This window comes from Streptococcus sp. NLAE-zl-C503 (genome assembly GCF_900104285.1).
Classification (GTDB): Bacteria; Bacillota; Bacilli; order Lactobacillales; family Streptococcaceae; genus Streptococcus.
In genome coordinates this window covers 121,221-145,667 of record NZ_FNJT01000001.1, presented here as the reverse complement: position 1 = coordinate 145,667, position 24,447 = coordinate 121,221, and the positions used below count along the sequence as shown (strand labels likewise).

Sequence of the window (24,447 nt, the reverse complement as noted above, 5' to 3'; positions counted from 1 at the left end):
TTATCCCTCTTTCTCTAACCAATTTTCTAGGACCTGATAAACGCCCCTCTGGCTGTTAGCTGGTGCTAGAGCAGTCGCAACTTCCTTGGCCTCATCATCTGCATTTTCCATAGCATAGGCAATTCCAGCCAGTTCTAGCATTTCGACATCGTTTTCACTATCACCAAAAGCCATGATTTGTTCCGATGTCAAATCCCAGCGCTTGAGTAATTCTTCCAATCCCCATGCTTTATGAACACCAGCTTGCAGGATATCAATACAGCCATAACCACTGGAAACAGCTCTTACATGCCCATCAAAGAGATCATTGATTTCCCGCAAAACAGAACTCGATCGTTCTTCACCAACGACCATGCTCATTTTAAGCACTCCACCAAAGAGGTCAGCTTGTAACTCTTCCACAAAATTCATTCGTTGATAGAGTCTTTCAATCATCTCTGGAGTCATAAATTTATCAAGTTCTGTAAAAACAGTGCCTTTCTTGACAAAACCACCATTCATACCAGTTACGACGAACTGATCTCGGCACTCTCTCCCCTTAAAATGAGCTAAAGCCTTGTCAACCATAGCATCATCCCAGGTCTGAGCTTGAACCAGTTTATTGTTTTCAAAAATACGAGCACCATTGGCAACGACTAGGACAACTCTACTCGCCAAGTGTCCCAACAATTCTCTCATACGATGAATTTCATTCCCCGTCGCAATGACAAAACGGATATCCCTTTGATCCAGCTTATCTAAGATCTTTTCCAAGCGGGGCAGATCCAGCTGACCTCTCGGATCCAGCAAGGTTCCATCCATGTCTGTTGCAATTAATTTAATCGTCATCATATCTCCTTTAGGGCAAGCGTCTACCACTTCAACCCTACATGTTCATTCATTTCTTTATAAGCTGTGTCAATTCGTTCCTTGGTCGCTTCATCCAACTTATCACGGTGGCTGCCCCCCTCAATGAAGTCCTCTAGGATATAGGTCTGATAGAGGAAGAGCGGATAACCTTCTGGAGAGTATGTTCCTTTAGGCGTCCGATTTACCCAAGTCGGATGCGCTTTGGCAGTTTCAATCCTTGTCTTGCCATCTTTTTTCTTAATAGTCACATCCATGAGAACACCGCGCTCCGTCCACTTGGCATTTTCCTCATCTTGCATGGTTTCAATGCGCTGATTTGAGAGGAAATTCCCCATGGAATAGATAATCAGTTTTTTGTCACCATCTTTTTCAACTGTTTCAGCAGGTTCAACGACGTGAGGATGCCCTCCAAAGATAATATCAGCTCCCCAGTCAATCATCTTGTGGTACAGTGTTTTTTGTTCTTCCGTCGGTTCTAGCTGGTACTCAATTCCCATCTGAGGCATGATGACAGTAATATCTGCTTCCTTCTCAGCACGCTCGATTTCTGCCTTCATCTTATCTTCATTCAGATCAGAAAGATAGCGATTATAGTCCTCTTGGGAAATAGATTGCTCAATGCCATTAAAGCCATAGGAATAAGCCAAGAGAGCTACCTTGATACCATTGACTTCCTTAATAATAAGGGAAGACTTGTCCCGTGGTTCCTTTGTGTAAACTCCGATGGGTGTCATTCCTGCCTTTTCAATAGCTTCTGCTGTCGAAACCACCCCCTCTATCTGAGAATCCAAGATGTGGTTGTGAGCCAAGTCTAGAACTTGGTAGCCTGCATCCTTGATAGCATCCATGACTTCTCCAGGTGCATTAAAGAGAGGATAACCTGCCAAGTAGTGGTCCTTGTTCACCGTTCCTTCAAAGTCACCAATCACCAAATCCGCTTGCTTGAGCCATGGTTTGACATACTCAAAATTTTCATGGAAATCATAGGTCCCATCTTCTTTTAGAGCTGTTCGGTAGATGGGAATATGGTAGAGAAGATCACCATTTGCCATGATACGCGCCGTCTTTTCGCCAGTCTGATTTTCCTTGGATTGACTAGATGTTGTAGTCTGACTGTTAGAACTTGTTGTCTTGTTACCTTGTACTGCTCGAACCAGCAAGTTCAATCCCATGGACAAGGCAACTGCAAGTAGCAATACCGTAATAAACTGGGCATTGGTCCAAGATTTATAATTTCGAAAGAAACCAACACTAGTTCTCCACACCCCATAAAGAGAACCACGAGACCGTCTATCTTGTCGCTTTTCCATCTTTATTCCCCCCTTGCTTTTTACTGCAAGTCTTTTCTTTTATTATACCACAGACAAAAGGGGAATACCGTTTATTATATTATTTTTTAGGAACTTCTGTGACTTTCTTTCTCGTCTATTTTGTGTTATCATGTAGAGGTAATGAAAGGAGAGAAAATGTCTGCTATAGAACGTATTACAAAAGCTGCTCATTTGATTGATATGAAAGATATTATCCGTGAGGGAAACCCAACTCTACGCGCGGTTGCTGAGGAAGTGACTTTTCCATTGAGTGATCAAGATATCATCCTTGGTGAAAAAATGATGCAATTCCTTAAACATTCTCAGGATCCCGTTATGGCTGAAAAGATGGGGCTTCGAGGTGGGGTAGGTTTGGCTGCTCCTCAGTTGGATATCTCAAAACGCATTATCGCTGTTTTAGTGCCCAATATTGTGGAAGAAGGTGAAACTCCAGAGGAAGCCTACGATTTGCAAGCTGTTATGTACAATCCAAAAATCGTATCTCACTCTGTTCAAGATGCTGCTCTTGGCGAAGGAGAAGGTTGCCTTTCTGTTGACCGAAACGTGCCTGGCTATGTAGTCCGCCATGCCCGAGTCACTGTTGATTACTTTGACAAGGACGGCGAAAAACACCGTATCAAGCTTAAAGGATACAACTCCATCGTTGTCCAACATGAAATTGATCATCTAAACGGAATCATGTTTTACGATCGTATCAATGAAAAAGATCCATTTGCTGTTAAAGATGGACTCCTCATCCTCGAATAAAGAAAATCCCGTTGCAAGACGGGGTTTTGTGTTATAATAGAGGCATGAAAACAAATGATATTGTCTATGGCGTCCACGCCGTTACAGAAGCCCTCCTTGCAAACACTGGAAATAAACTTTACCTCCAAGAAGATCTTCGAGGTAAGAATGTTGAGAAAGTCAAGGAACTGGCTGCCGAAAAGAAGGTCTCCATCTCTTGGACTTCAAAAAAATCCCTGTCTGAGATGACCGAAGGCGCTGTTCACCAAGGTTTTGTTCTACGAGTGTCCGAATTTGCCTATAGCGAGCTGGATCACATCCTTGCAAAAACACGACAAGAAGAAAATCCTTTGCTATTGATTCTGGACGGATTAACTGACCCCCATAATCTTGGTTCTATCTTGAGAACTGCTGATGCTACCAATGTTTCAGGAGTCATCATTCCCAAGCACCGTGCTGTCGGTGTTACTCCTGTCGTTGCCAAAACGGCCACAGGCGCCATTGAGCACGTACCGATTGCCCGAGTGACCAATCTGAGTCAAACTCTAGACAAACTCAAGGATGAAGGTTTCTGGACCTTTGGAACAGATATGAATGGAACCTCTTGCCACAAGTGGAATACAAAAGGGAAAATCGCCCTCATCATCGGAAATGAAGGAAAAGGTATCTCTAGCAACATCAAAAAACAGGTCGATGAGATGATTACCATTCCCATGAATGGGCATGTTCAAAGCCTCAATGCCAGTGTTGCTGCAGCCATTCTCATGTACGAAGTTTTCCGAAACCGACTATAAAAAAGTTTCCGATCAGTTGATTGGAAACTTTTTTGCTTAACTATGTTCTGTAATAAATTTATAGGCTTCTTGACCTGCGATTGCCCCATCACCAACTGCTGTTGTCACTTGGCGAAGGTCTTTCTGACGAACATCCCCAACTGCAAAGATACCATCAACAGCAGTCTTCATGTGATTATCTGTTACAATCCAGCCTGACTGGTCTTGGATATTCAAATCGTTGACAAAATCACTAACAGGGTCCAGCCCAACATAGATAAAGACACCACCGAAAGCTTGTTCTGTCACTTGCCCTGTTTTAACATTTTCAAATACAACTGACTCTACTCTGTTTTCACCTTTGATTTCCTTGACTACAGAGTCCCAGATAAAGTTGACTTTCTCATTTGCAAAGGCACGGTCTTGCAAAACCTTTTGAGCACGAAGTTCATCTCGACGGTGAACTATAGTAACAGTCTTGGCAAAGCGAGTCAAGAATAGAGCTTCTTCTACCGCTGAATCTCCACCACCAACTACGAGCAAATCTTGATCACGGAAGAAAGCTCCATCACAGACTGCACAGTAAGAAACGCCTCGGCTATTTAGTTCTTCTTCTCCGGGAACTCCCAAGAGACGGTGTTTTGACCCAGTTGCCACGATGACAGTACGGGTTTCGTAAACTTGATCATCAGTGATTACCTTCTTATAGTCAGTATGATCTTCAATCTTTTCAACAAATCCATAAAGATGCTCTACTCCAAGATTTTCAAGTGGTTCAAACATCTTTTCAGCCAATTCAGGTCCACTGATGTTGGCATAACCTGGATAGTTTTCAATATCAGATGTGTTATTCATTTGCCCACCTGGCAGACCACCTTCAATCAAAGCCACTTTCAGATTGCTACGAGCAGCATATAAGGCAGCTGTCATTCCCGCAGGTCCAGCACCGATAATAATCGTATCGTACATTTCGATTCCTTCTTTCTTGTTGTAACTATCTATATTCTAACTGTTTGAAGTTTATTTAGCAAGCATTATGCTCTGAAAACTAAAATGAGACTCATGACGGCAAAGGATAATACTGGGATCACCAAAACCCCAATCATGATCATATCATAGAGATGAGCTTGACGGGCCTTGGCTGTCTTGTCCACACCAGACATGGCTCGCAATCCAATCCAAATCCCTAAAGAAATCACGACGAGAATGGTCGTTAAGATCAAACTCTCGAAATATAAAGAAAATAGTTGCAGCAGCATGATCTCTCTCGTTTCTATCTTTTTTAAAGAGTAAACTCAGCTAGTCCACCTAACTGAGTTTTCCTTTTACTATTATATCAAATATAAGTCCGTTTGTAACTAGCGAAGAATTCTTTTGTCCGTTCTTCTTTCGGATGATTGATAATTTCATCCGGTGTGCCTGACTCGATGATTTTCCCCTTATCTAGGAACAAAATCTTATCTGCCACTTGGGCTACAAAAGACATATCGTGACTAACCAAGATCATGGTCTGACCAGACTTAGCGGCATCTGCAATAGACTTTTCTACTTCTCCGACCAATTCTGGGTCCAGTGCCGACGTTGGTTCATCCAAGAGCAAGACATCTGGTTTCATAGCAAGCGCACGCGCGAGGGCAACCCGTTGCTTTTGTCCACCTGATAAATGGCGAGGGTAATGCTGCTCACGGTCAGAAAGACCAACCTTGGCCAACTCTTCCTTGGCGATTTTTGTTGCTTCCTCGTCCGATAATTTCTTAACAACAACCAAGCCTTCCTTGACATTGTCAAGGGCTGTTCGCCGTTCAAACAAATTGAACTGTTGAAAAACCATGGATAGCTTGCGACGAAGGGTCAAAATCTCTTCTTGGCTAATCTGAGAAAAATCAACTTTGAAATTGTCAATCTGAATCGTTCCACTATCTGGAGTTTCAAGGTAGTTCAAACTACGAAGAAAAGTTGATTTTCCAGCTCCAGATGAACCAATCAAGGCAACCACTTCTCCCTTTTGGATATCCAAGTCTAGATGATCCAAGACAGTCTGACCTGAAAAGGATTTGCTTAAATTCGAAATCTTAATCATTAACGAAGGTCTCCTTTCACATCTGTTTGCACTGTATCGGGTGCAGAAATAGCCATTTTTCTCTCGATGAAACGACCGAGGCTTTCAATTCCGATATTGACTACCCAATAAACAAGGGCTACGGAGATAAAGCGTTCAAAATAGCGGTAATCCGCTCCACCCAAAATCTGAGCCTGAGCAAAAACTTCGACAACACCCGCACTAAAGGCTAGAGAAGTTCCCTTGGTCAAACCGATGAGGGAATTGATCAAGGTTGGAGTAGCTACCACCGCTGCATTAGGAATAATCACACGACGATAAACTTGCGCTCGTGTCATACCCAAACTACGCGCCGCCTCAATTTCACCTGGATTAACAGAAAGGATGGCTGCACGAATCGTTTCACTTGCATAAGCCGCCTCATTAAAAGCAAAGGCCACAATCGCAAAAAGTGCCGCTGGAATCGCATTGATATTGAAACCAGTGCCCCATTGCTGGTTGATAGCTTTCAGTGCCAGAGGTATTCCGTAGTAGGTCAACATAAGTTGAACTAGGATTGGAGTACCTTTTAAGAAGCTGACGAAAAAGGCCTGCAAGGGATATAAGATCTTAACACGATTGATCTTAACAATGGCAAAAATCAAGGCAAGTATCAGACCAAAGAGTGCACCTCCAAGCGTCAACATCAAGGTTGTAGGCAGTTGCTGGACAATCCTTGGAATTCCATCAAAGACCGAACGCAAACTAAAGAGCTTACCATCCGGAATGAGTTGCATCAAACTTTGGTACCAATCTGATGCTAAAAATGTTGTAACAGTCATAAAAACATCCTCTCCTGATAATGATTCATTCTACCATACTTCTGCTCGCAAGCAAATTATTTGCTACGGGCTGATCAGACTTTGTCTATCTTCTAGTTTATCACACTTTAAAACAGGGAGGCTATATATTTTACCTATCAAGGAGATAGATAAAAACTATCTCAAACCTAAGTCCTCATAGGGTTTTCTATAGCCGATTTGTTTCACAGCACCGTTTTCCACCAGAATTGGACGTTTCAATAACATGCCATCACTCGCTAGAAGTTTAGCTGCTTCTTGTTTTGACAAACTCCCCACCTTATCTTTCAAGCCCAGTTCACGGTATTTGATCCCGCTGGTATTGAAAAATTGTTTCACTTCAAAACCGGAAGTTTCTAACCAGTTCAAAATCACTTCTTCACTTGGTGTTTCTTCTACAATATGGATATCTTGATAGTCAAGTCCGAGTTGGTCTAGTTCATTTTTTGCTTTCTTACAAGTTGAACATTTTGGGTATTCGATAAATTCTAACATCTTCTTTTCTTTCTATTTTTTATTTTCTTGAAATGTTGCGCCTTCATGCTTCAAGAGCCAGGCTTTCTTTTCGACTCCCGATGCATAGCCTGTCAAGCGATTCCCTGACCCCAGCACACGGTGACAGGGTACGAGGATGGACCAAGGATTACGCCCCACTGCTCCGCCGATCGCTTGGGCAGAAGCTACCCGCAAGTCTTTCGCTATTTGTCCATAAGTCACTGTTTGACCATAAGGAATGCTCTGCAAGTAGGTCCAGACCCGCTTTTCAAAATCCGTTCCAATAGGAGCCAAAGGTAAGTCAGATAGATCCTGAACCCTGCCTTCGAAATAGGTATCTAAATAGGAAATAACTTGCTCTAATACAGGATGATTAACAACTTCTTCTATTGTTTTATCTCCTAATCCCCTCTCAAAATGCTTCTGGTCCTGTACCCAAATTCCATACAGATATTGCTCGTCAGCAACTAAGGATAAGGTCCCAATTGGCGACGGGTAGAGCATTTTTACGTACTTATTCTGCTTCATTTTTTAAATTTCTGATAGGCCAAACGTTCCCCATCAACTGGAATCTTACCAACCTGTTGGAAGCCTAGCTTTTCAAAGATATGCTGCATGGCCTTGTTTTGTGCATGCGTATCTGAACGAAAATCTAGATAATCAAAACCTTCAATCAAGCCTTCTAGGAAAGTCTGAGCAACTCCTTGTCCTTGGACATCTGCTGCCACAGCGATACGGTGAAAGATCAGATATTCTGACTCTCCCCCCTGCCAACTTCCTTCATAAATCGCTTCATAGGCTTCCTCAGGACTCTTGGTCACAGCAGCATAGGCTAGCAGTTCTCCTTCTTCCAAGGCTACATAGGCTTGACCAGAGATAATATCATCAATAATGATATCAGCATTTGGATAGCCATTTTGCCACTGGTCACTACCAGACTTGGCTAAGCACTTTTTGGCATCCTCCATCACCTGCATAATCGCATCTACTTCGTTTGGAAAAGCTAAACGAATCTCCATCTCTTCCCCTCATTTCTAACTAGTTTCTCTCATCATAGCATAATTTAAAGCTTTCTACAAGCAGTTGAAACTTGACTTTTGTTTTTTATTATTTTATAATCTAGTTATTGAAACTAGATAAAAAGGAGTTGGAAATGAATTCTATCTTTTCCTACCCAAAATGGGAAGACATTCCAAACATTGACCTCTATCTGGATCAGGTTTTGCTTTATGTCAACCAAGTCTGTGCCCCCATCTCTCCAGATAAAGAAAAGGGGCTAACAGCATCCATGGTCAATAACTATGTCAAACATGGTTACCTGACAAAGCCTGACAAGAAGAAATACCAACGCAAACATATTGCTCGTTTGATTGCCATTACTACTCTCAAGTCTGTCTTTTCAATCCAAGAAATCGCTCAGACCCTCAATACTCTACAAACTCAAGCGAGTTCAGACCAGCTCTACGATGCTTTTGTGGACTACATGAACCATGGGATTGATCCAGAAAATCCTATTATCCAAACTAGCTGTCAAACGGTTAAACTCTATCATCAAACTCTAGACTTAATCCTTAGCAAAGAAGAGGAGGTATCCCAATGAATACTAGCCTAAAACTCAGTAAAAAACTCAGTTTTGGAGAAGAAATTGCCAACAGCGTGACCCATGCTGTCGGTGCCGTCATCATGCTCATCTTACTCCCCATTTCATCCACCTATAGTTATGAAGCACACGGATTTTTATCATCTTTTGGTGTCTCTATCTTTGTTATCAGTCTATTTCTCATGTTCCTCTCGTCAACCATTTACCACTCTATGGCCTATGGTTCGACCCACAAATACGTCTTGCGAATCATCGACCATTCTATGATTTATGTGGCTATTGCAGGCTCTTATACGCCGGTCGTATTGACTTTGATGAATAACTGGTTTGGCTATCTGATCATTGCCATTCAGTGGGGAACGACCATCTTTGGCATCCTCTATAAAATCTTTGCTAAAAAGGTCAATGAGAAATTCAGCCTTGCCCTTTATTTGATCATGGGTTGGTTGGTTCTAGCTATCATCCCTGCCATTATCAGCCAAACAACGCCAATTTTCTGGAGTCTCATGGTAACTGGCGGACTCTGTTATACAGTTGGAGCTGGATTTTATGCTAAGAAAAAACCTTATTTCCACATGATCTGGCATCTCTTTATCTTAGCTGCGTCTGCACTCCAATATATCGCGATTGTTTATTACATGTAAAAAAGTTGAGAATCTTTTCTCAACTTTTTGTTTTCATATCAAATAATGTTTCTATTATTTTTCAGCTGTAAGTGCAGCCATTGTAATGTAGTTGTATGGTTTGTTAAAGTGTGGCAAGAAGAATAGGTCTGTCAAAGCCAATTTATCAATTGTTACATGCTCTTGGATAGCAAGTGAGAACATGTGGATTCCCATACTGATAGCAGCATCATGTGAAACCATTTGTGCACCAAGGATTTCGCGACTATCTTTGTCAAAGACAATCTTGATGGCAACTTCGTGGTTGTCATGTTTGATAAATTCTGGTTTTTGAAGATCGTTAAATCCAGTTTCAGTTGCATTATAGCCTGCAGCTTTGGCTTTTTCAAGAGTCAAACCAGTTGAAACCATGTGAAGACCGTAGATTGAAATACCGTTTGATCCTTGAACTCCGATTCCTTCCAATTCATGTCCACAAGCGTTATAAGCACCAACGATACCAGTACGTACAGCGTTAGATGCAAGAGCGATGTAGCTTGTATCTTTACGAGCATTGTCATAAACAGTTGCGCAGTCACCAACAGCGTATACACCTGGGATAGATGTTTCTTGTTTCTTATCTACAAGGAAGGCACCATTGCGGAAAAGTTCAATCTTACCGTCAGCAAGAGCTGTGTTTGGACGGAAACCAACAGCAAGAACCACCATATCTACATCAAATGTTTCTTTGTCTGTTACCAAGCGTTCAACTTTTCCATCACCTTGGATGGCTTTAACTGTTTGACCAAGAGCCAAGCGGATGTTGTGGTCTTCCAAGTTCTTCGCCATCATTTGGGTAAAGTCTTTGTCATAGTAGCCGTTCAAGACAGTGTCTACGATATCGACAAGCACTACTTCTTTTCCAAGACGCTCGAAAGCTTCAGCAAGTTCTACACCGATATAACCACCACCAACAACGGCAAGGCGCTCAAGGTGTTTGCTCTTGTCTTCAAGTTTTTCAATAACTTCTTCAGCGTTTTGGTACAATTTAACAAATTGTACATTTTCAAGAGTCGCTTTGAATTCGCGGTTACCCTTAACGATTTCAACACCTTCGATTGGAGGCAAGATTGGAGTTGAACCAGTTGCAAAGATCAATTTATCATAAGACTCTTTGTGTTCTTTACCTTCAACTTCTGCAGTCACAACTTTGTTATCGTAGTCAATTGAAAGAACTGGTGAGTTCATGTAAACTTTAGCACCTTTTGCTTCCAATTTTTCTTTATCAGAGTAGAAGAGACCTTCTGGGCCATCAATTTGTTCCCCGATCCAAAGCGCCATTCCACAACCTAGGAATGAAATATTTGAGTTTTGGTCAAATACTACGATTTCGTTCTCATGTCCGAAGTTGTCCAACATGGTATTAATACAAGCTGTACCAGCGTGGTTAGCACCAACTACAACGATTTTACTCATAGAAAAATTCCTACCTTTAATTTTTGATTTACCTTTCTAGTATACCATTTACTGTTAGCGTTTACAAGGCATTTGCTCAGAATTCTCTTTTTTTCAGAAAAAATTATTCTTTACTATACTATTTGTTTCATTTTCTTCCAATTTTTGAGCATATTTCTTGACTTTTGTTAAAATTTATTTGTGAAAACGCTGACTTTATGGTATGCTAGATACATGGAAAGAAAATGTAAGGGGTTTAATTTCTCTAACTATCTTATATTGAATGATTTCCTAGTAAGAAGAAAGGAGTTGGTAGCTTGCCTCTTCGTTCGCACTCTGAACGGCTAATGGGAACAACTATCACCATTTCATTAGTATATGAGCGGGCAGAAACCCTGCTTCAGGGGGCTTTTGACTTGCTCAAAGAGCTCGAATACCGCTTCAACGCCAACAGTCAAGAATCCGAACTGATGGAAATCAACTACCAGGCTGGAATCGCACCTGTCAAGGTTCATCCTGACCTATTTGAACTGATTGCTCTTGGACTAGAGCATAGCCTAGCTCCCTCTAGCCATCTCAACATCAGTATTGGTCCCTTGATTCAAACCTGGCGAATTGGCTTTTCAGATGCTCGGCTTCCAAAGCCAAATGAAATCGAAGCCGTCTTGCCTCTAGTTGACCCACATTTTATCAAGTTAGATCCGACTAGCTCTACTGTCTTTTTAGAGAAGAAAGGAATGAAGCTCGATCTAGGTTGTTTGGCTAAGGGCTATAGTGCAGATAAGGTTGCCCAGTATTTAAAAACACACGGTGTCACCTCTGCCTTGATCAATCTGGGAGGAAATATCCTCACCATCGGGAATAACCAAGCTAAAGAAGGGAAAGACTGGCAGATCGGCATTCAGGATCCGCGAAATCCTCGTGGCAATCATCTCCTAACCATTCCTGCTTCTAACAAATCCGTTGTCACTTCAGGTATATATGAACGCCACCTGACAGTAGATGGAAAAGACTATCACCATATCTTTGATAGTGAGACAGGATTCCCTGTCGAAACCGAACTCGCTAGCCTAACGATTATCTCTGATAAATCCGTTGATGGTGAGATATGGACAACGCGCCTTTTCGGAGAACGAAGCGCTTCTATCCTCTGGCAAGTCGAAAGTTTAGATGGTATTGAAGCCATTCTCATCGACAAAGAGGGACGCCTTGCATGTTCTTCAGGCCTTCAAAATTGTATTATGTAAAAAGAGAAAGGAAATCTCATGCTAAAACTTATTGCCATTGTTGGAACGAACTCTAAACGTTCTACAAACCGCCAATTGCTCCAATACATGCAAAAACACTTTGCTGATAAAGCTGAAATTGAACTCGTTGAAATCAAGGATATCCCTGTTTTCAACAAACCAGCAGATAAACAACTTCCAGCTGAAATTCTTGAGATTGCAGCTAAAATTGAAGCATCTGACGGTGTGATTATCGGTACTCCTGAGTACGACCACTCTATCCCTGCAGTTTTGATGAGCGCTCTTGCTTGGCTATCTTATGGTATCTACCCACTTTTGAACAAACCAATCATGATCACTGGTGCTTCTTACGGTACACTTGGTTCATCTCGTGCCCAATTGCAACTTCGTCAAATCTTGAACGCTCCTGAAATCAAGGCAAATGTTCTACCAGATGAATTCTTGCTCTCACACTCTCTTCAAGCATTTAACCCAAGTGGCGACTTGGTTGACCTTGATGTCATCAAGAAATTGGATGCCATCTTCGATGACTTCCGTATCTTCGTGAAAATTACTGAAAAATTGCGCAATGCACAAGAATTGCTTCGCAAAGATGCTGAAGAATTTGACTGGGAAAATTTGTAAGATAGGAGACCGAAAGAATGAAATTTGTTGGACTTGTTGGATCAAACTACGATCAATCATATAACCGCAAACTCTTGGAATTTATCCGTCGCAATTTCAAATTTAAATTTGAATTAGAAGTTCTTGAAATCGACGAAGTTCCAATGTTTAACCAAGACGAAAAATGGGACGAAAGTTTCCAATTGCGCTTCTTGTATAACAAGATTACACGTGCTGATGGTGTCATTATCGCCACTCCTGAGCACAACCACACTATCTCAGCTTCTCTCAAATCTGTGCTCGAATGGCTTTCATACGAAGTTCATCCATTTGAAAATAAGCCTGTTATGATTGTGGGTGCATCATACTATGACCAAGGAACTTCACGTGCCCAAGTTCACCTTCGTAAGATCCTTGATGCTCCAGGTGTCAATGCCTACACACTTCCAGGTAACGAATTCCTTCTTGGCAAAGCTAAGGAAGCTTTTGATAACGACGGAAATATCACCAACGAAGGCACTGTTAAATTCCTTGAAACTTGCTTAGATAACTTTGTAAAATACGTAGGAGTCGTTTCGAAATTGAAAAAACCAAAACCAATCGAACCAGAAGACTTGGATTGTGGAAAACCAATCGCTACAACCATCACAGAAGTTGATCCTGACGATCCAGAATGGGTAGAAAAAGTTGCTGCAATCACTGGAGCTGTTTCTGGTGATACCTATGTCAAACTGGACCACGGTATCCTGACAGTTAACCAAATTGATATGTTCTTGAAAGCTATGCCATTTGAATTGACATACGCTGATGATAACAACCAATTCCTCTACTACAATAACGCTCACCAAGATCCAGACACTATGTTCGCTAAACGTGTACCACCTCAATCAGGTAGCCGTATGTCGACTGTTCATGGATCTCTTCCACCAGCACGTATGAAGAATGTAGAGTGGGTCATCGGAACACTTCGCAATGGAAACCAAGAATACGTCCGTACGATCGTTCCAGGTTCTCCTGCTGGTGTCATCAACACTCATAACTACCAAGCCATGTACTATCCTGATGGATCATACGCTGGAATCAATGAAATTGTCTTTAACTTCCAACCATGGCTTGACTGGTACCTAAAAGAGACTGGTCAACGTTTAGTAGGTGGTAGCGGACCATTTGCTCCTGCTGCCGGAGGTCATGGAGACGCAGATGCTACTTCTGGCGCTTCTGACTCAGGGGACGCTGGAGGCCATGGTGGTGACGCCGACGCCACTTCTGGTGCAAGCAACTAAGAAACCAAAAAGGAGCCAAATGGCTCCTTTTTTATTACAACAGAAAAGGGGCTTGTAAATCATCTACACCCCCTTTCATTTTATGAGTTAGGATCATCTAAACTACGGCCGTGTAAACCTTTTTCACGTTGTACCTGACGTAGTTTTTCTGGTGTGACGTCATTTCCTTCTTCGTCCACAATTTTGATTCCTTCAATGTGGTGACGAACAGAACGACGATAGCCTTCGATGTACTCCTCACGAAGTTTAGCTTGTTCCACTTTTTCAGAAGAAGTTAAGCCTTCTGTTTTTTTCTTTTTAGCAAGTTCGTTGATACGAGCGATTTTTTTCGGATCCATTTTTTCTCCTTTGTGATAAGATACAGTCCGTTTGACTCAGTTTATTTCGTATTGATTTGGTTGAAACGTGCAAGTTTAGCTGCTTTCTTGGTGAGTTGTGACAAGATTGCCAAACGATTTTGACGAATATCTTGATCATCGGTCATTACCATAGTATTCTCAAAGAAAGCATCAATAACTGGACTAAGCGCAAAGAGTTGTTCTAATTGCTGACTTGCAGTCCCTAATAAAACGAGTGACTCTACTGCTTCCGCCAAGGTTTTCTCTTCTTCATTCTCAAAGAGGGCAGGATCAACTGTTTCATATCCTTCTGCTTTTTCAGCCAAGTTGAAAGCACGTGAGAGAGATTCGACAGACGGTTTGAAGTTTTCTTCCTTGCTTGCTTCGACGAGAGCACTTGCTACTTCCAACATATCCGCCACGACAAAGTTCGAACTTGCAAGGACTGCTTCCTTGATGTCTTTCGGAGTAGAACCCATCATCTTATCAACACGAGCCTTGATAAAGTCCATAACCTCTGCTTTATTTTCATAAGTCAAGCTGTCAAATTTCAAACTGTAAAGGCTATCAATCAACTCATCCATAGCAATGTGCCAACCAAAAGCATCCAAGATACGAACCACACCTTGAGTCGCACGACGAAGGGCATAAGGGTCATTAGAACCTGATGGAATCAAACCTACTGAGAAGAAACTCAAAATTGTATCCAATTTATCTGCAATGGCAAGCACTGCCCCCACCTTGCTATCTGGAAGCTCTCCTTCGGCTGATGTAGGCATGTAGTGTTCACGAATAGCAGCTGCAACTGCTGGAGTTTCACCAGCAAGAAGAGCATATTTCTCACCCATAATACCTTGGAGCTCATCAAACTCACCAACCATCCCCGTCAACAAGTCAAACTTGTAAATAGCTGCTGCACGGGCTAGGTCAACCGTTTCATCCACTGACAAACCAGCTTTTTCTGCCAAGAGAATGGCAATCTGACCAGTACGAATCATGTGTTCACGAAGGGAACCAATCTTCTCATGGAAAGTCACGTTGGTCAATTTTTCAACAAGATCTGCAATGACCAATTTTTGGTCTTCACGCCAGAAAAATTCACCGTCCTCCAAGCGGGCAACTAAGACTTTTTCATTTCCCTTGATGACATTTTCCAAATGCTCTGCGTTTCCGTTACGAACTGAAATGAAGTTTGGCAAGAGTTTACCGTCTTGATCACGAACAACAAAGTAGCGTTGGTGTTCCTTCATCGAAGTCACCAAGACTTCTTCTGGAACTTCAAGGTATTTAGCATCAAAACTACCCATAAAGGCAGTTGGGTATTCAACCAAGTTCAAGACTTCGTTCAGCAAGTCAGCATCAATTTCGATACGTACACCATGTTTTGCCTCGATTTCTTTGATTTGATCAACAATCATTTGCTCACGTTCACGAGGATCCGCGATTACAAACTGTGCACGAAGGTCTTCTTCGTAGCTTAATGCTGACTGAATCTTGGTTTCTTGTCCCAAGAAACGATGACCACGGCTCACACGACCGCCCTTGATATCAAGGAAATCCAGATCAAACTCCTGCTCGTCCAGGAGAACTGTCAAAGTGTGCACAGGGCGGATATATTCAAAAGTATTGTTAGCCCAGTGCATGCTGACAGGGAAAGTCAAGGACTTCAAGACATCTACAACACCAGGAACAATGGCTTCAACTGGTTGACCCACTTCTTCCTTGGTAACATAGACATATTCTTCACCCTTGATTTCACGGAATTCAATATCTTCAACCGTCAAGCCCTTCCCACGGACAAATCCTTGGGCTGCTTTGGTGAAGTTTCCATCACTGTCCAAGGCGATTTTCTTAGCTGGTCCTTTGAAATCTTCTGTCAAATCAGACTGTTTGTCTGCAAGACCAGTCACACGAACAGCCAAACGACGTGGTGTTGAGAAGATTTGAATAGCTTCAAAGGAAAGGCGGTTTTCCTTGAGGAAGGCTGCCATTTTTTCACCTAGTTGTTTTTCACTAGGAGTTACTACGTAGGCTGGTAACTCTTCAAGACCGAGTTCTACTAATAAGTTTTTTGTCATATTTTTTCTCCGAAAAGTATCTTTTTATTTTCCAGTTTGCCTTATGTGATTGGCACGCAAGCAACCAACTTCGTCGTTTCATTGCTAAAATTGGAGCCAAAAGTCTCCAATTTTGCCTAGTATCCTTAGCATCACTAAGGATACCTTCATCACTGTGGCAACTGGCTCAAGGCTCACTCTGTTCGCCCATTTTCGTAAACGGTTACTCTCTTTATTCTGCGTCTTCTGCTAAGAGTTTAGCTCGCGTTTCTTCATCCAAAAGTGGGTAACCTAGGCGTTTGCGTTCTGCGACAAAGGTTTTAGCTACGACACGGGCCAGGTTACGGATACGGGCGATATAGCCCGCACGCTCAGTTACGGATACGGCACCACGCGCGTCAAGCAAGTTAAAGGTATGTGAACATTTGAGAACATAGTCATAGGCAGGGTGAACCAAGCCTTCTTCTAAGGCACGACCAGCTTCTTTTTCAAACTTATCAAAGTTTTCCAGCAACATTTCTTGATCCGAAATTTCAAATGAATATTTTGAATGCTCGTACTCAGGCTGGATGAAGATTTCTCCGTATTTTACACCATCAGCCCACTCAATATCATAGACAGAGTCTACTTCTTGGATGTAAGAAGCCAAACGCTCCAAACCATAGGTAACTTCCGCAGTCACAGGGCCAGTTGCCAATCCACCAACTTGTTGGAAATAAGTGAACTGAGTGATTTCCATCCCATCAAGCCAAACTTCCCAACCGAGACCTGCAGATCCAGTCGATGGATTTTCCCAGTTATCTTCAACGAAGCGGATATCATGTTCCAATGGATTGATACCCAATTTTTCCAAAGACTCAAGATAAAGTTCTTGGATATTTGATGGAGAAGGCTTCATGACCACTTGGAATTGGTGGTGTTGATAGAGACGGTTAGGATTTTCCCCGTAACGACCGTCAGCAGGACGACGTGATGGCTCTACATAAGCCGCATTCCATGGCTCAGGTCCAATAGCGCGAAGGAAAGTGTACGGACTCATCGTCCCCGCACCTTTTTCATTATCATAAGCCTGCATAAGCATACAACCTTGGTCATTCCAAAATTGTTGCAAAGTAAGGATGATTTCCTGGAAAGTCAATTTTTTAGACATTATTTACTCCTTTTTTTTATAAATTACTTGCGACACGAGTCTGCCTCGTCGATCATACGAGGCAAGACGAGTTAGTACTGCGTCTAGCTCAGGCACTCTAGTGCTGAGCGTGGGGCAGCCCGACTGTAAGGAGGTCTCTGCCACTGACGCAGTGAAATGTTAATTTCTTAGACATTGTTTACTCCTTTAGTTTATATTATCTTTTTAAATTTATTTATCAAGCAACCAAGAAAAAGCTGGGTCCTGAAAAATATGACGTTTAGGAACAGTTTGTAAATTCTGATTGCATTCATCTACTGTACCTAATTTTAAAGCACAAACTTCTGGTACATCTTCTTGAATAGTGAAAATTTGACTATGACAGTTCTGGCAGTAATAGCGTTGTTTCCCTGGAGATGAACTATAGGTAACCAAATTCTCTTCTCCATACAATACCAGATTTTTGCTGCTAACTTTGGCATTAACTGTATAGGCAGACGCAGTTGCTTTCCGACAGAATGAGCAATGACAAAAAACTAATTCTGACAATTCCTCATCTAAAGTGTAGGTGACTGCTTTACATAAACAAGATCCTTTAAGCATTATGCTCCTTTCTACTTAGGCATTAGATCAAATTCAAAAAGAACCGAATTTCAACACCCAAGCCTTGCGACTAGGGGCGTCAGAAACGCGGTTCCACCCTAATTTATTACTTCATTGTTTTTTAAAATACGACAGAAAGTGCCAGTTTCTTACCTTGTTCTACTTGGCTCCCACTATCCCAAGCTCGCTTAAAGAACGCCATAAGACTTTCTTTCTTGTTGATTATTATATCAGAAAGAGAGAAAATTTACAATTCTTTTTCTTACTTTCTAAAAATCCATCTCATCCACACGAGGTGCGCCAGAAGTCACTGAAATCGTCTTTAAGATCTCTCGCTCGTCTTTGCTGAGTTCAATCCCAAAACAGTCAAGATTGCTCTGGATGCGAGAGGCTGTTACTGACTTAGGTAGAGGTAAAAAACCTTCTGCCAAACTCCAAGCCAAGGCAATTTGAGCAACTGATTTCCCGTGCTTATCAGCAATTCCTTGGACTTCTTTCTGTTCAAACAGATCCCCTTGCCCAAAAGGTCCCCAAGCCTCTAGGAGAATTCCCTTCTCTCTACAGTAGTCAACCACTTCCTCTTGGTAAACTCCTGGCGCTAAGCGCACCTGATTAACCGCTGGAATGACTCTTGCTGTCTCAAGCAAAGCATCCAGATGATGAGGGAGAAAATTACTAACTCCGATAGCACGGATTTTGCCTTCTTGGTAAAGGTCCTCCATCGCTCTCCAGACTTCAGCATTGCGAGTTTTCCATCCGTCATTTTCCCTTAGTGGTTTTGGATTTGGCCAATGGATAAGGTACAAGTCTAGATAATCCAATCCCAGTTTTTCCATTGATTCCTCAAAAGCTTGGCGAGCTTCTTCGTAGCTGTGATTGGTATTCCAAAGTTTGGTCGTTACAAAGATTTCTTGTCGTGGAATACCGCTATCTCGAATAGCACGACCAACACTTTCCTCATTTTTATAGATAGCTGCAGTATCGATATGACGATAACCAGCCTTTAAGGCTTCTAAAACGGCTTGGTAGGCCACCTCTCCATTTTCAGCCTTCCATGTTCCAAATCCTAGAACAGGAATTGAAACTCCATTATTAAGGGTGTAAGATTTCATATTTTTTCCTTTCTATGTGAAGAAAATCTAAAGAAACAAAGTCCTGATTATCAGCACATTTGATCCTTTAGATTTTAACAATTATTGATCACGGTCATAATACATTTCGTGAGCTTTTAGACGTGAATTGAGCAATTCCGGAATAGTCACAAATGTATAACCTTGCTCTTTTAGATATTCTATAATCTTTGGAAGAACATTAACTGTAGCGCCATGAATATCATGCATAAGAACAATCGATCCATTACGAACTTGATGCTGAATCTCTGTTAAAATAGCAGTTTCATTCTTGCTCTTCCAGTCCAAACTATCTACATTCCACATGATAAAACTCAAATCCAGACTATTACGAATATCATCTGTAATCGCTCCGTAAGGGGGGCGCATAAGTTTAGAACTCGAACCTAAAACCTTGGTCAAGGCATCTTCCGTATCCGTGATTTGCTTTTTAGCATCTTCAAGAGTCAACTTTGAAAGAACGGGATGATCCCAGCTATGATTTCCCACAACATGTCCTTCTGATTTCATTCGTTTCAGAAGATCTTCATTACCAGCAATGTTTTTACCAAGTACAAAGAAGGTCGCCTTTACATTGTACTTAGCTAATGTATCCAAAGCCTGGGTAGTTGTAGATGGATTTGGACCATCATCAAAAGTCAAGGCTACAACTTTTTTATTTTTCTGAGCAAAGTAAGCCTGGTAAAGTTCAGCATCTTTCTCAAGCAGATAGGATGACTCAATAACGTCAAAGAAACTGGATATTGGTAAAGCAATTTCCTCCAGAACCTCCCCTAGGTCAGCAGGATAAAGGATGATTTGACTATCTTTATAATCAAAGCTCCATGACGACAAATCTTGGTCTGTAAAGGTTTTTAGCACCTGATCAATTTTTGTCTGGTCAAGTTTCTTATCTTCTAGGGTTGATTTGATTTGGCTCAGCAAGACTTCCTTAGCCTTGCTTGCATCTTTGAAGAGTTTACTGAGGTCAAAATCTTTCCCATCTTCAGTCAAGAAAACTTTTCCTAAAGATGTTTTTTCTTTTTCTTCAACCTTTGCTGCAGACAAATCGTAAACTTGCTTACTGATATTACGAGTAAGAACTCCCTTTAAAACAGGATCCAATTGCTCGGTATAATAAAAGACCAAATCTTCTTTATCTTCCAGCTTTTCTTTGATATCCTGGTTGATTTTTTCTCTAACAGGCGCAATGACCTCCTCCCCTTGAAGAGGATAGTAGGCAATCACCTCAGCTTGACCTTTTCGGAAATGGTCTTTCTGACTACCTGAGCTGAATTGTTGGTCCTTTTCACTCTTTAGCGCTTCAATTTTTTGTTCATAGGATTGCTTTTGTAGAATCTTATGGCCAATGGCACCACCTAGGCAGATCATAGCAAGACCTAAGATTCCAACAAGGAAAAGCAATCTACTTCTCTTTTTATCGTGGGAAACACGCTTCACTCTATTTTTCTTCATACCTCCATCATATCAAATCAGAACTATAATTTCAATGATAAATCGATATTCTTCTATTTTTGAAATAAATAATAAAAAGCCTAGATGATCTAAGCTTTTCAGGTATTAGAAGCGAATCGCTTCACGTGTTTTTTCATAAGAAGAAACAAAGCGATTTGTGACTCCAGGCTCTGCAACTTCCAAGGCTTGAGAAATCTTCTCAAATGATGCCTTGTAGTCAAATTCTTTTTCAAAAATTTCAAGTGCTTCATTGAAAGCTTGCTGGATACGTTCATCAAATGAACGGTAACGGTTTGAATACTGCAAGAGTTGCTCCGTCAAGGTCGCGTATTGAACAATATTGTAGGTTTCTGTTTCAAGAGCCTCCATGTCATGGGTCGCAATTTCAAGAATTCGTTTAACTGATTCAATATTAACTTGTGCTTGTTCTAACTCTGCCATCAGATCTTCTGTGTTATGGCTTGCAGTGAAGAAAAGTTTCAAAAAACTTTGAGGAATACCCGGCAAGTTTCTCTTCTCCATGTAACGTTTGATAGTATGCAAGCGATTCACATAGACATTGGCTTTCTGACGAGCATTGATGTCGTCTTTTTCGATTTGGGCTAGGCGTTCACTAACAGAAACTTGTTCGTCTTCAATGTCTTTTAGATTACTTTGAAGTGAATTAAACTGCTCCTCTAAAACAGAGTAGGCTTGAGTAGGTTCTGTCTGATCTTCGGTTGCCTCTGTGATCGCTGTATCAAGCCCTGACAATTCAGCTTGAAGACGGCGGACATGGTTCCCATCACTTTCTGGGAGAAGATAGGTTTTAGTCAAGCGTTCAAGGTCTTGAACCAAAACCTGATTATTTTCTTTCAAGTGATTTAGGTAGGTTGGAAGCGTTGAAAGGAGACTTTCAACGACTTTTTGGGCAGCTATTTCACGCGTGAAGATATCGTAAAGCGCATTAATCTCTTCTTGGATTTGTGTATTTTCATACTCTGCATTATCCAATTCCAACTGGCGGATGTTTTCTTGATTATTTTTCAAGGATTCATGTAAAAGTTGGAAGCGTGACTCGATGTCCGTTTCAGTGAAGTGATAATTAGCATCCAAGAGTTTACGGTAGCCTTCCTCCAAATCTTCCAATTGTTCTGGAAGTTCTGTTGACAAAGTCTTCACGAGAGATGGAACACGATCAACGATATGTGTCAAAGCGAGAATATGATTTTCAGTTGAATCAAGAATTGCTGCAGCTTCAACTGGGTCACCTGAAGAGTTCAAGGTTACAAATTGAGAAAACTCTGACTGGATATTTTCCAATTGTTTCTCAATTTCAGGAAGGGCTTTACCATACTGTTCCGAATTTTCTGCTACGGTATGTTGCAGATTTTCAAATAAGTCCAAAGCATGCAGAACACGTCCGCTATTCTTAGACTCTTGTTTTTCAAGCTCTGAAAGCGCATTGCGAATCGCCGCAATGTCTTCTTCAATTAAATCAATTTGACTTTCGATTTGATCGATTTGGTGAGTCGCTTTGAAAAAGCGAAAAGAATTATTATAGCCTTCAGCCTCAAACAGGTTATTTTCAATATCAGCAAATGAGTTAAGGGATAAATCAACCCATTTTTGATTCCATTCACGGAAGGTCACCTGACTTTGACCAATCAAATGCATGTTTTTAACCGCTTCAACCTCATCATTTACAGGAAGGTTGTAGAGTTCTTCTTTTCTTTCCTCGAGGGCCGTCAATCTACTTACATTACGCTTACGTAGGAAGATTGCCGCTACATAAGCTAGAATCAAAATGACTGCAATCGCAACCATTAGATAAATTAGTTGTCCATTAGACATATCAAACTCCTTTTATACTAGAAACAATCGTATTGATTATATCATATTTTTTAGGTCATGGGAACTATTTCCCACATTTTTTAGACGTCAAGGGTACTGTAAACGGCATTTTCTTCGATAAATTCACGGCGAGGTTCAACTCGGTCCCCCATCAACATATCAAAGATCTTATCTGCTTCGGCAGCATCATCTACCGAAACACGCGCCATCAAGCGATGTTCTGGATCCATGGTAGTTTCCCACAATTGGTGGTCGTCCATTTCTCCCAGACCTTTATAACGTTGGATGGTTGGTTTTGAGCGCCCTTCACTGTGACGCGCTAAGGCTTCTTGGAGTTTAATTTCTTGATCTGCACCAGGTTGAATGTATTCTTTGATCTCACTTCCAACTTTTACTCCGTAGATTGGCGGTTGGGCAATGTAGACATATCCAGCTTCTAGAATTGGTTTCATGTAGCGGTAAATCAAGGTTAGCAAGAGGGTCCGAATGTGGGCTCCATCGACATCGGCATCAGTCATCAAAACGAGTTTTTGGTAACGAGCCTTAGTGACATCAAATTCTGCACCAAATCCTGTTCCCATGGCAGTGAAAAGGCTCCGAATTTCTTCGTTGGCAAGGATTTTATCCATGCTAGCTTTTTCAACATTCAAGATCTTACCACGAATTGGCAAGATAGCTTGGAATTCACGGTTACGACCAGATTTAGCTGATCCACCAGCTGAGTCTCCTTCGACGATGAAGAGTTCTGTTTCCGCAGGGTTATTTGAAGAACAATCCGCTAGTTTTCCTGGCAGATTGGAAATTTCCAAGCCGGATTTCTTACGAGTGACTTCACGCGCTCGCTTAGCAGCTACACGAGCCTTGGCAGCCAAAATTCCTTTTTCCACGATGCGCTTGGCAATCTGTGGATTCTCCATGAGAAAATCAGAGAAGGCATCGCTGAAGAGGCGATTGGTGATCTTAACCACTTCACTATTGCCCAGCTTGGTCTTGGTTTGTCCTTCAAACTGTGGATTTGGATGTTTGACAGAGATAACAGCAGTCAAACCTTCACGAACATCTTCTCCTGTCAGGTTGTCTTCATTGTCTTTTAATAGCTTATTTTTGCGGGCATAATCATTGATAACACGCGTCAGTGCTGTACGAAAACCTTGCTCATGCGTTCCACCTTCATGGGTGTGAATATTATTGGCGAAACTCATGACATTTTCGTGATAACCGGTTGTGTACTGCATGGCTACTTCAACAGTAATGTCTTCCATTTCACCATCTGTATAGATTGGTTTTTCAAAGATCACATCTTTATTCTCGTTGATATATTCAACGTAGCTAGCAATTCCACCCTCATAGTGGTAATGTTTGCTTTGTTCAAGACCTTCACGCTTATCTGTTATTGAGATTCGAAGTCCTCGGTTCAAAAAGGCTAGTTCTTGAATACGTTTATTCAATTTGTCAAAATCAAAGGTCGTTGTTTCTGTAAAAATCTCTGGATCTGGTGTGAAGTGAACTGTTGTTCCAGTTTTATCCGTATCTCCAACCACCTCAAGGTCAGCAACAACATGACCACGACGGTATTCTTGGTAATGAATCTTACCGTTTTTGTGAACATGAACATCTAGTTGCGTTGAGAGGGCATTTACTACGGAAGAACCTACTCCGTGGAGACCACCTGAAACCTTATATCCGCCACCGCCGAATTTTCCTCCAGCATGAAGGACTGTAAAGACGGTCTCAACAGCGGGACGTCCTGTCTTTTCCTGAATGTCAACAGGAATTCCACGGCCGTCGTCCACAACGGTGATGGAATTATCAGGCTCGATAAAGACTTGGATGTGACTTGCAAATCCAGCTAAGGCTTCGTCAATTGAGTTATCAACAATTTCCCAGACTAGGTGGTGAAGACCTTCTTTTGAAGTCGATCCAATATACATACCTGGACGCATACGAACGGCTTCCAGCCCCTCCAAAACTTGAATTTGACTGGCATCATAATCCTGTGCCTGTTGATTTTTGATTTCTTCTGTCATTTTTTCCCTTTTC

Annotated in this window: 25 protein-coding genes; 7 read left to right on the top strand and 18 right to left on the bottom strand. The window is 41.6% G+C overall.

What is annotated here, in order from left to right:
* Together BLS46_RS00685 and BLS46_RS00680 are read right to left on the bottom strand one after the other, a co-directional pair.
* Entirely contained in the window at positions 1–828 is an 828-nt protein-coding gene (locus BLS46_RS00685) for a Cof-type HAD-IIB family hydrolase (protein WP_093584717.1), read from the bottom strand.
* 23 nt (positions 829–851) lie between these two features.
* Complete coding sequence (locus BLS46_RS00680; protein WP_093584714.1) at positions 852–2,159, bottom strand: CapA family protein; 1,308 nt, start codon at positions 2,157–2,159, stop codon at positions 852–854.
* Positions 2,160–2,315: 156 nt separating this feature from the next.
* Here BLS46_RS00680 and def point away from each other — a divergent pair, with 156 nt between their 5' ends.
* Complete coding sequence (def, locus tag BLS46_RS00675) at positions 2,316–2,927, top strand: peptide deformylase (protein WP_093584711.1); 612 nt, start codon at positions 2,316–2,318, stop codon at positions 2,925–2,927.
* 44 nt (positions 2,928–2,971) lie between these two features.
* A complete protein-coding gene (gene rlmB, locus BLS46_RS00670) occupies positions 2,972–3,700 on the top strand; it encodes a 23S rRNA (guanosine(2251)-2'-O)-methyltransferase RlmB (RefSeq protein WP_093584708.1) in 729 nt (242 codons plus the stop codon).
* Positions 3,701–3,736: 36 nt separating this feature from the next.
* Here the strand turns inward: rlmB and trxB are convergent, their stop codons facing one another.
* The 7 genes from trxB to BLS46_RS00635 all read right to left on the bottom strand — a co-directional run bounded on the left by trxB (position 3,737) and on the right by BLS46_RS00635 (position 8,091).
* Positions 3,737–4,648, bottom strand: coding sequence for a thioredoxin-disulfide reductase (trxB, locus tag BLS46_RS00665; protein WP_093584706.1), 912 nt, complete (start codon positions 4,646–4,648; stop codon positions 3,737–3,739).
* A 65-nt stretch (positions 4,649–4,713) separates the two neighbouring features.
* Positions 4,714–4,938 carry a DUF4059 family protein gene (locus BLS46_RS00660; protein WP_000926604.1) on the bottom strand — a complete coding sequence of 75 codons (225 nt, stop codon included), beginning with the start codon at positions 4,936–4,938 and terminating at the stop codon, positions 4,714–4,716.
* A gap of 77 nt (positions 4,939–5,015) precedes the next feature.
* Positions 5,016–5,759: an amino acid ABC transporter ATP-binding protein gene (locus tag BLS46_RS00655; RefSeq protein WP_000590977.1), complete on the bottom strand. Its 744-nt coding sequence runs from the start codon at positions 5,757–5,759 to the stop codon at positions 5,016–5,018.
* Positions 5,759–6,559: an amino acid ABC transporter permease gene (locus tag BLS46_RS00650; protein WP_000219158.1), complete on the bottom strand. Its 801-nt coding sequence runs from the start codon at positions 6,557–6,559 to the stop codon at positions 5,759–5,761. Before BLS46_RS00650 ends, BLS46_RS00655 begins: the two co-directional genes overlap by 1 nt.
* Before the next feature lie 156 nt (positions 6,560–6,715).
* Complete coding sequence (locus tag BLS46_RS00645) at positions 6,716–7,072, bottom strand: arsenate reductase family protein (protein WP_093584703.1); 357 nt, start codon at positions 7,070–7,072, stop codon at positions 6,716–6,718.
* Positions 7,073–7,084: 12 nt separating this feature from the next.
* Entirely contained in the window at positions 7,085–7,600 is a 516-nt protein-coding gene (locus BLS46_RS00640; RefSeq protein ID WP_093584700.1) for a methylated-DNA--[protein]-cysteine S-methyltransferase, read from the bottom strand.
* On the bottom strand, positions 7,597–8,091 hold the full coding sequence (locus tag BLS46_RS00635) for a GNAT family N-acetyltransferase (protein WP_093584697.1): 495 nt from the start codon (positions 8,089–8,091) through the stop codon (positions 7,597–7,599). The genes BLS46_RS00640 and BLS46_RS00635 overlap by 4 nt, the downstream gene beginning before the upstream one ends.
* A gap of 134 nt (positions 8,092–8,225) precedes the next feature.
* Between BLS46_RS00635 and BLS46_RS00630 the strand changes: the two genes are divergently transcribed.
* Together BLS46_RS00630 and BLS46_RS00625 are read left to right on the top strand one after the other, a co-directional pair.
* Positions 8,226–8,672, top strand: coding sequence for a DUF1836 domain-containing protein (locus BLS46_RS00630; protein ID WP_093584694.1), 447 nt, complete (start codon positions 8,226–8,228; stop codon positions 8,670–8,672).
* Positions 8,669–9,316, top strand: a complete 648-nt coding sequence (locus tag BLS46_RS00625) for a PAQR family membrane homeostasis protein TrhA (RefSeq protein ID WP_001097972.1) — start codon at positions 8,669–8,671, stop codon at positions 9,314–9,316. Before BLS46_RS00630 ends, BLS46_RS00625 begins: the two co-directional genes overlap by 4 nt.
* Before the next feature lie 54 nt (positions 9,317–9,370).
* Here BLS46_RS00625 and nox read toward each other — a convergent pair whose 3' ends face one another.
* Complete coding sequence (gene nox / locus BLS46_RS00620) at positions 9,371–10,750, bottom strand: H2O-forming NADH oxidase (RefSeq protein ID WP_093584691.1); 1,380 nt, start codon at positions 10,748–10,750, stop codon at positions 9,371–9,373.
* A gap of 296 nt (positions 10,751–11,046) precedes the next feature.
* On the opposite strand from nox, the gene BLS46_RS00610 reads away from it, so the two are divergent.
* The 3 genes from BLS46_RS00610 to BLS46_RS00600 are packed head-to-tail and all read left to right on the top strand — an operon-like array spanning position 11,047 to position 13,862.
* Complete coding sequence (locus BLS46_RS00610) at positions 11,047–11,976, top strand: FAD:protein FMN transferase (protein ID WP_093584688.1); 930 nt, start codon at positions 11,047–11,049, stop codon at positions 11,974–11,976.
* An 18-nt stretch (positions 11,977–11,994) separates the two neighbouring features.
* Positions 11,995–12,600, top strand: a complete 606-nt coding sequence (locus BLS46_RS00605; RefSeq protein WP_000915933.1) for an NADPH-dependent FMN reductase — start codon at positions 11,995–11,997, stop codon at positions 12,598–12,600.
* Positions 12,601–12,617: 17 nt separating this feature from the next.
* Positions 12,618–13,862: an NAD(P)H-dependent oxidoreductase gene (locus tag BLS46_RS00600; protein ID WP_061852713.1), complete on the top strand. Its 1,245-nt coding sequence runs from the start codon at positions 12,618–12,620 to the stop codon at positions 13,860–13,862.
* Positions 13,863–13,942: 80 nt separating this feature from the next.
* On the opposite strand, the gene BLS46_RS00595 is transcribed toward BLS46_RS00600, so the two are convergent.
* The 8 genes from BLS46_RS00595 to gyrB form a co-directional block, all read right to left on the bottom strand.
* Positions 13,943–14,200, bottom strand: a complete 258-nt coding sequence (locus BLS46_RS00595; RefSeq protein WP_093584685.1) for a DUF896 family protein — start codon at positions 14,198–14,200, stop codon at positions 13,943–13,945.
* 41 nt (positions 14,201–14,241) lie between these two features.
* Complete coding sequence (gene glyS, locus BLS46_RS00590; RefSeq protein WP_093584682.1) at positions 14,242–16,278, bottom strand: glycine--tRNA ligase subunit beta; 2,037 nt, start codon at positions 16,276–16,278, stop codon at positions 14,242–14,244.
* A gap of 211 nt (positions 16,279–16,489) precedes the next feature.
* On the bottom strand, positions 16,490–17,407 hold the full coding sequence (gene glyQ, locus BLS46_RS00585; RefSeq protein ID WP_000038736.1) for a glycine--tRNA ligase subunit alpha: 918 nt from the start codon (positions 17,405–17,407) through the stop codon (positions 16,490–16,492).
* Between the two features lie 210 nt (positions 17,408–17,617).
* Entirely contained in the window at positions 17,618–17,989 is a 372-nt protein-coding gene (locus BLS46_RS00580; RefSeq protein ID WP_000912018.1) for a GFA family protein, read from the bottom strand.
* A gap of 269 nt (positions 17,990–18,258) precedes the next feature.
* Entirely contained in the window at positions 18,259–19,101 is an 843-nt protein-coding gene (locus tag BLS46_RS00575; RefSeq protein ID WP_093584679.1) for an aldo/keto reductase, read from the bottom strand.
* An 81-nt stretch (positions 19,102–19,182) separates the two neighbouring features.
* Positions 19,183–20,574: a peptidoglycan-N-acetylglucosamine deacetylase PgdA gene (gene pgdA / locus BLS46_RS00570; RefSeq protein ID WP_093584676.1), complete on the bottom strand. Its 1,392-nt coding sequence runs from the start codon at positions 20,572–20,574 to the stop codon at positions 19,183–19,185.
* A gap of 105 nt (positions 20,575–20,679) precedes the next feature.
* Positions 20,680–22,407, bottom strand: a complete 1,728-nt coding sequence (ezrA, locus tag BLS46_RS00565) for a septation ring formation regulator EzrA (protein WP_093584673.1) — start codon at positions 22,405–22,407, stop codon at positions 20,680–20,682.
* Positions 22,408–22,487: 80 nt separating this feature from the next.
* A complete protein-coding gene (gene gyrB / locus BLS46_RS00560) occupies positions 22,488–24,434 on the bottom strand; it encodes a DNA topoisomerase (ATP-hydrolyzing) subunit B (protein WP_093584670.1) in 1,947 nt (648 codons plus the stop codon).
* Positions 24,435–24,447 lie beyond the last annotated feature (13 nt).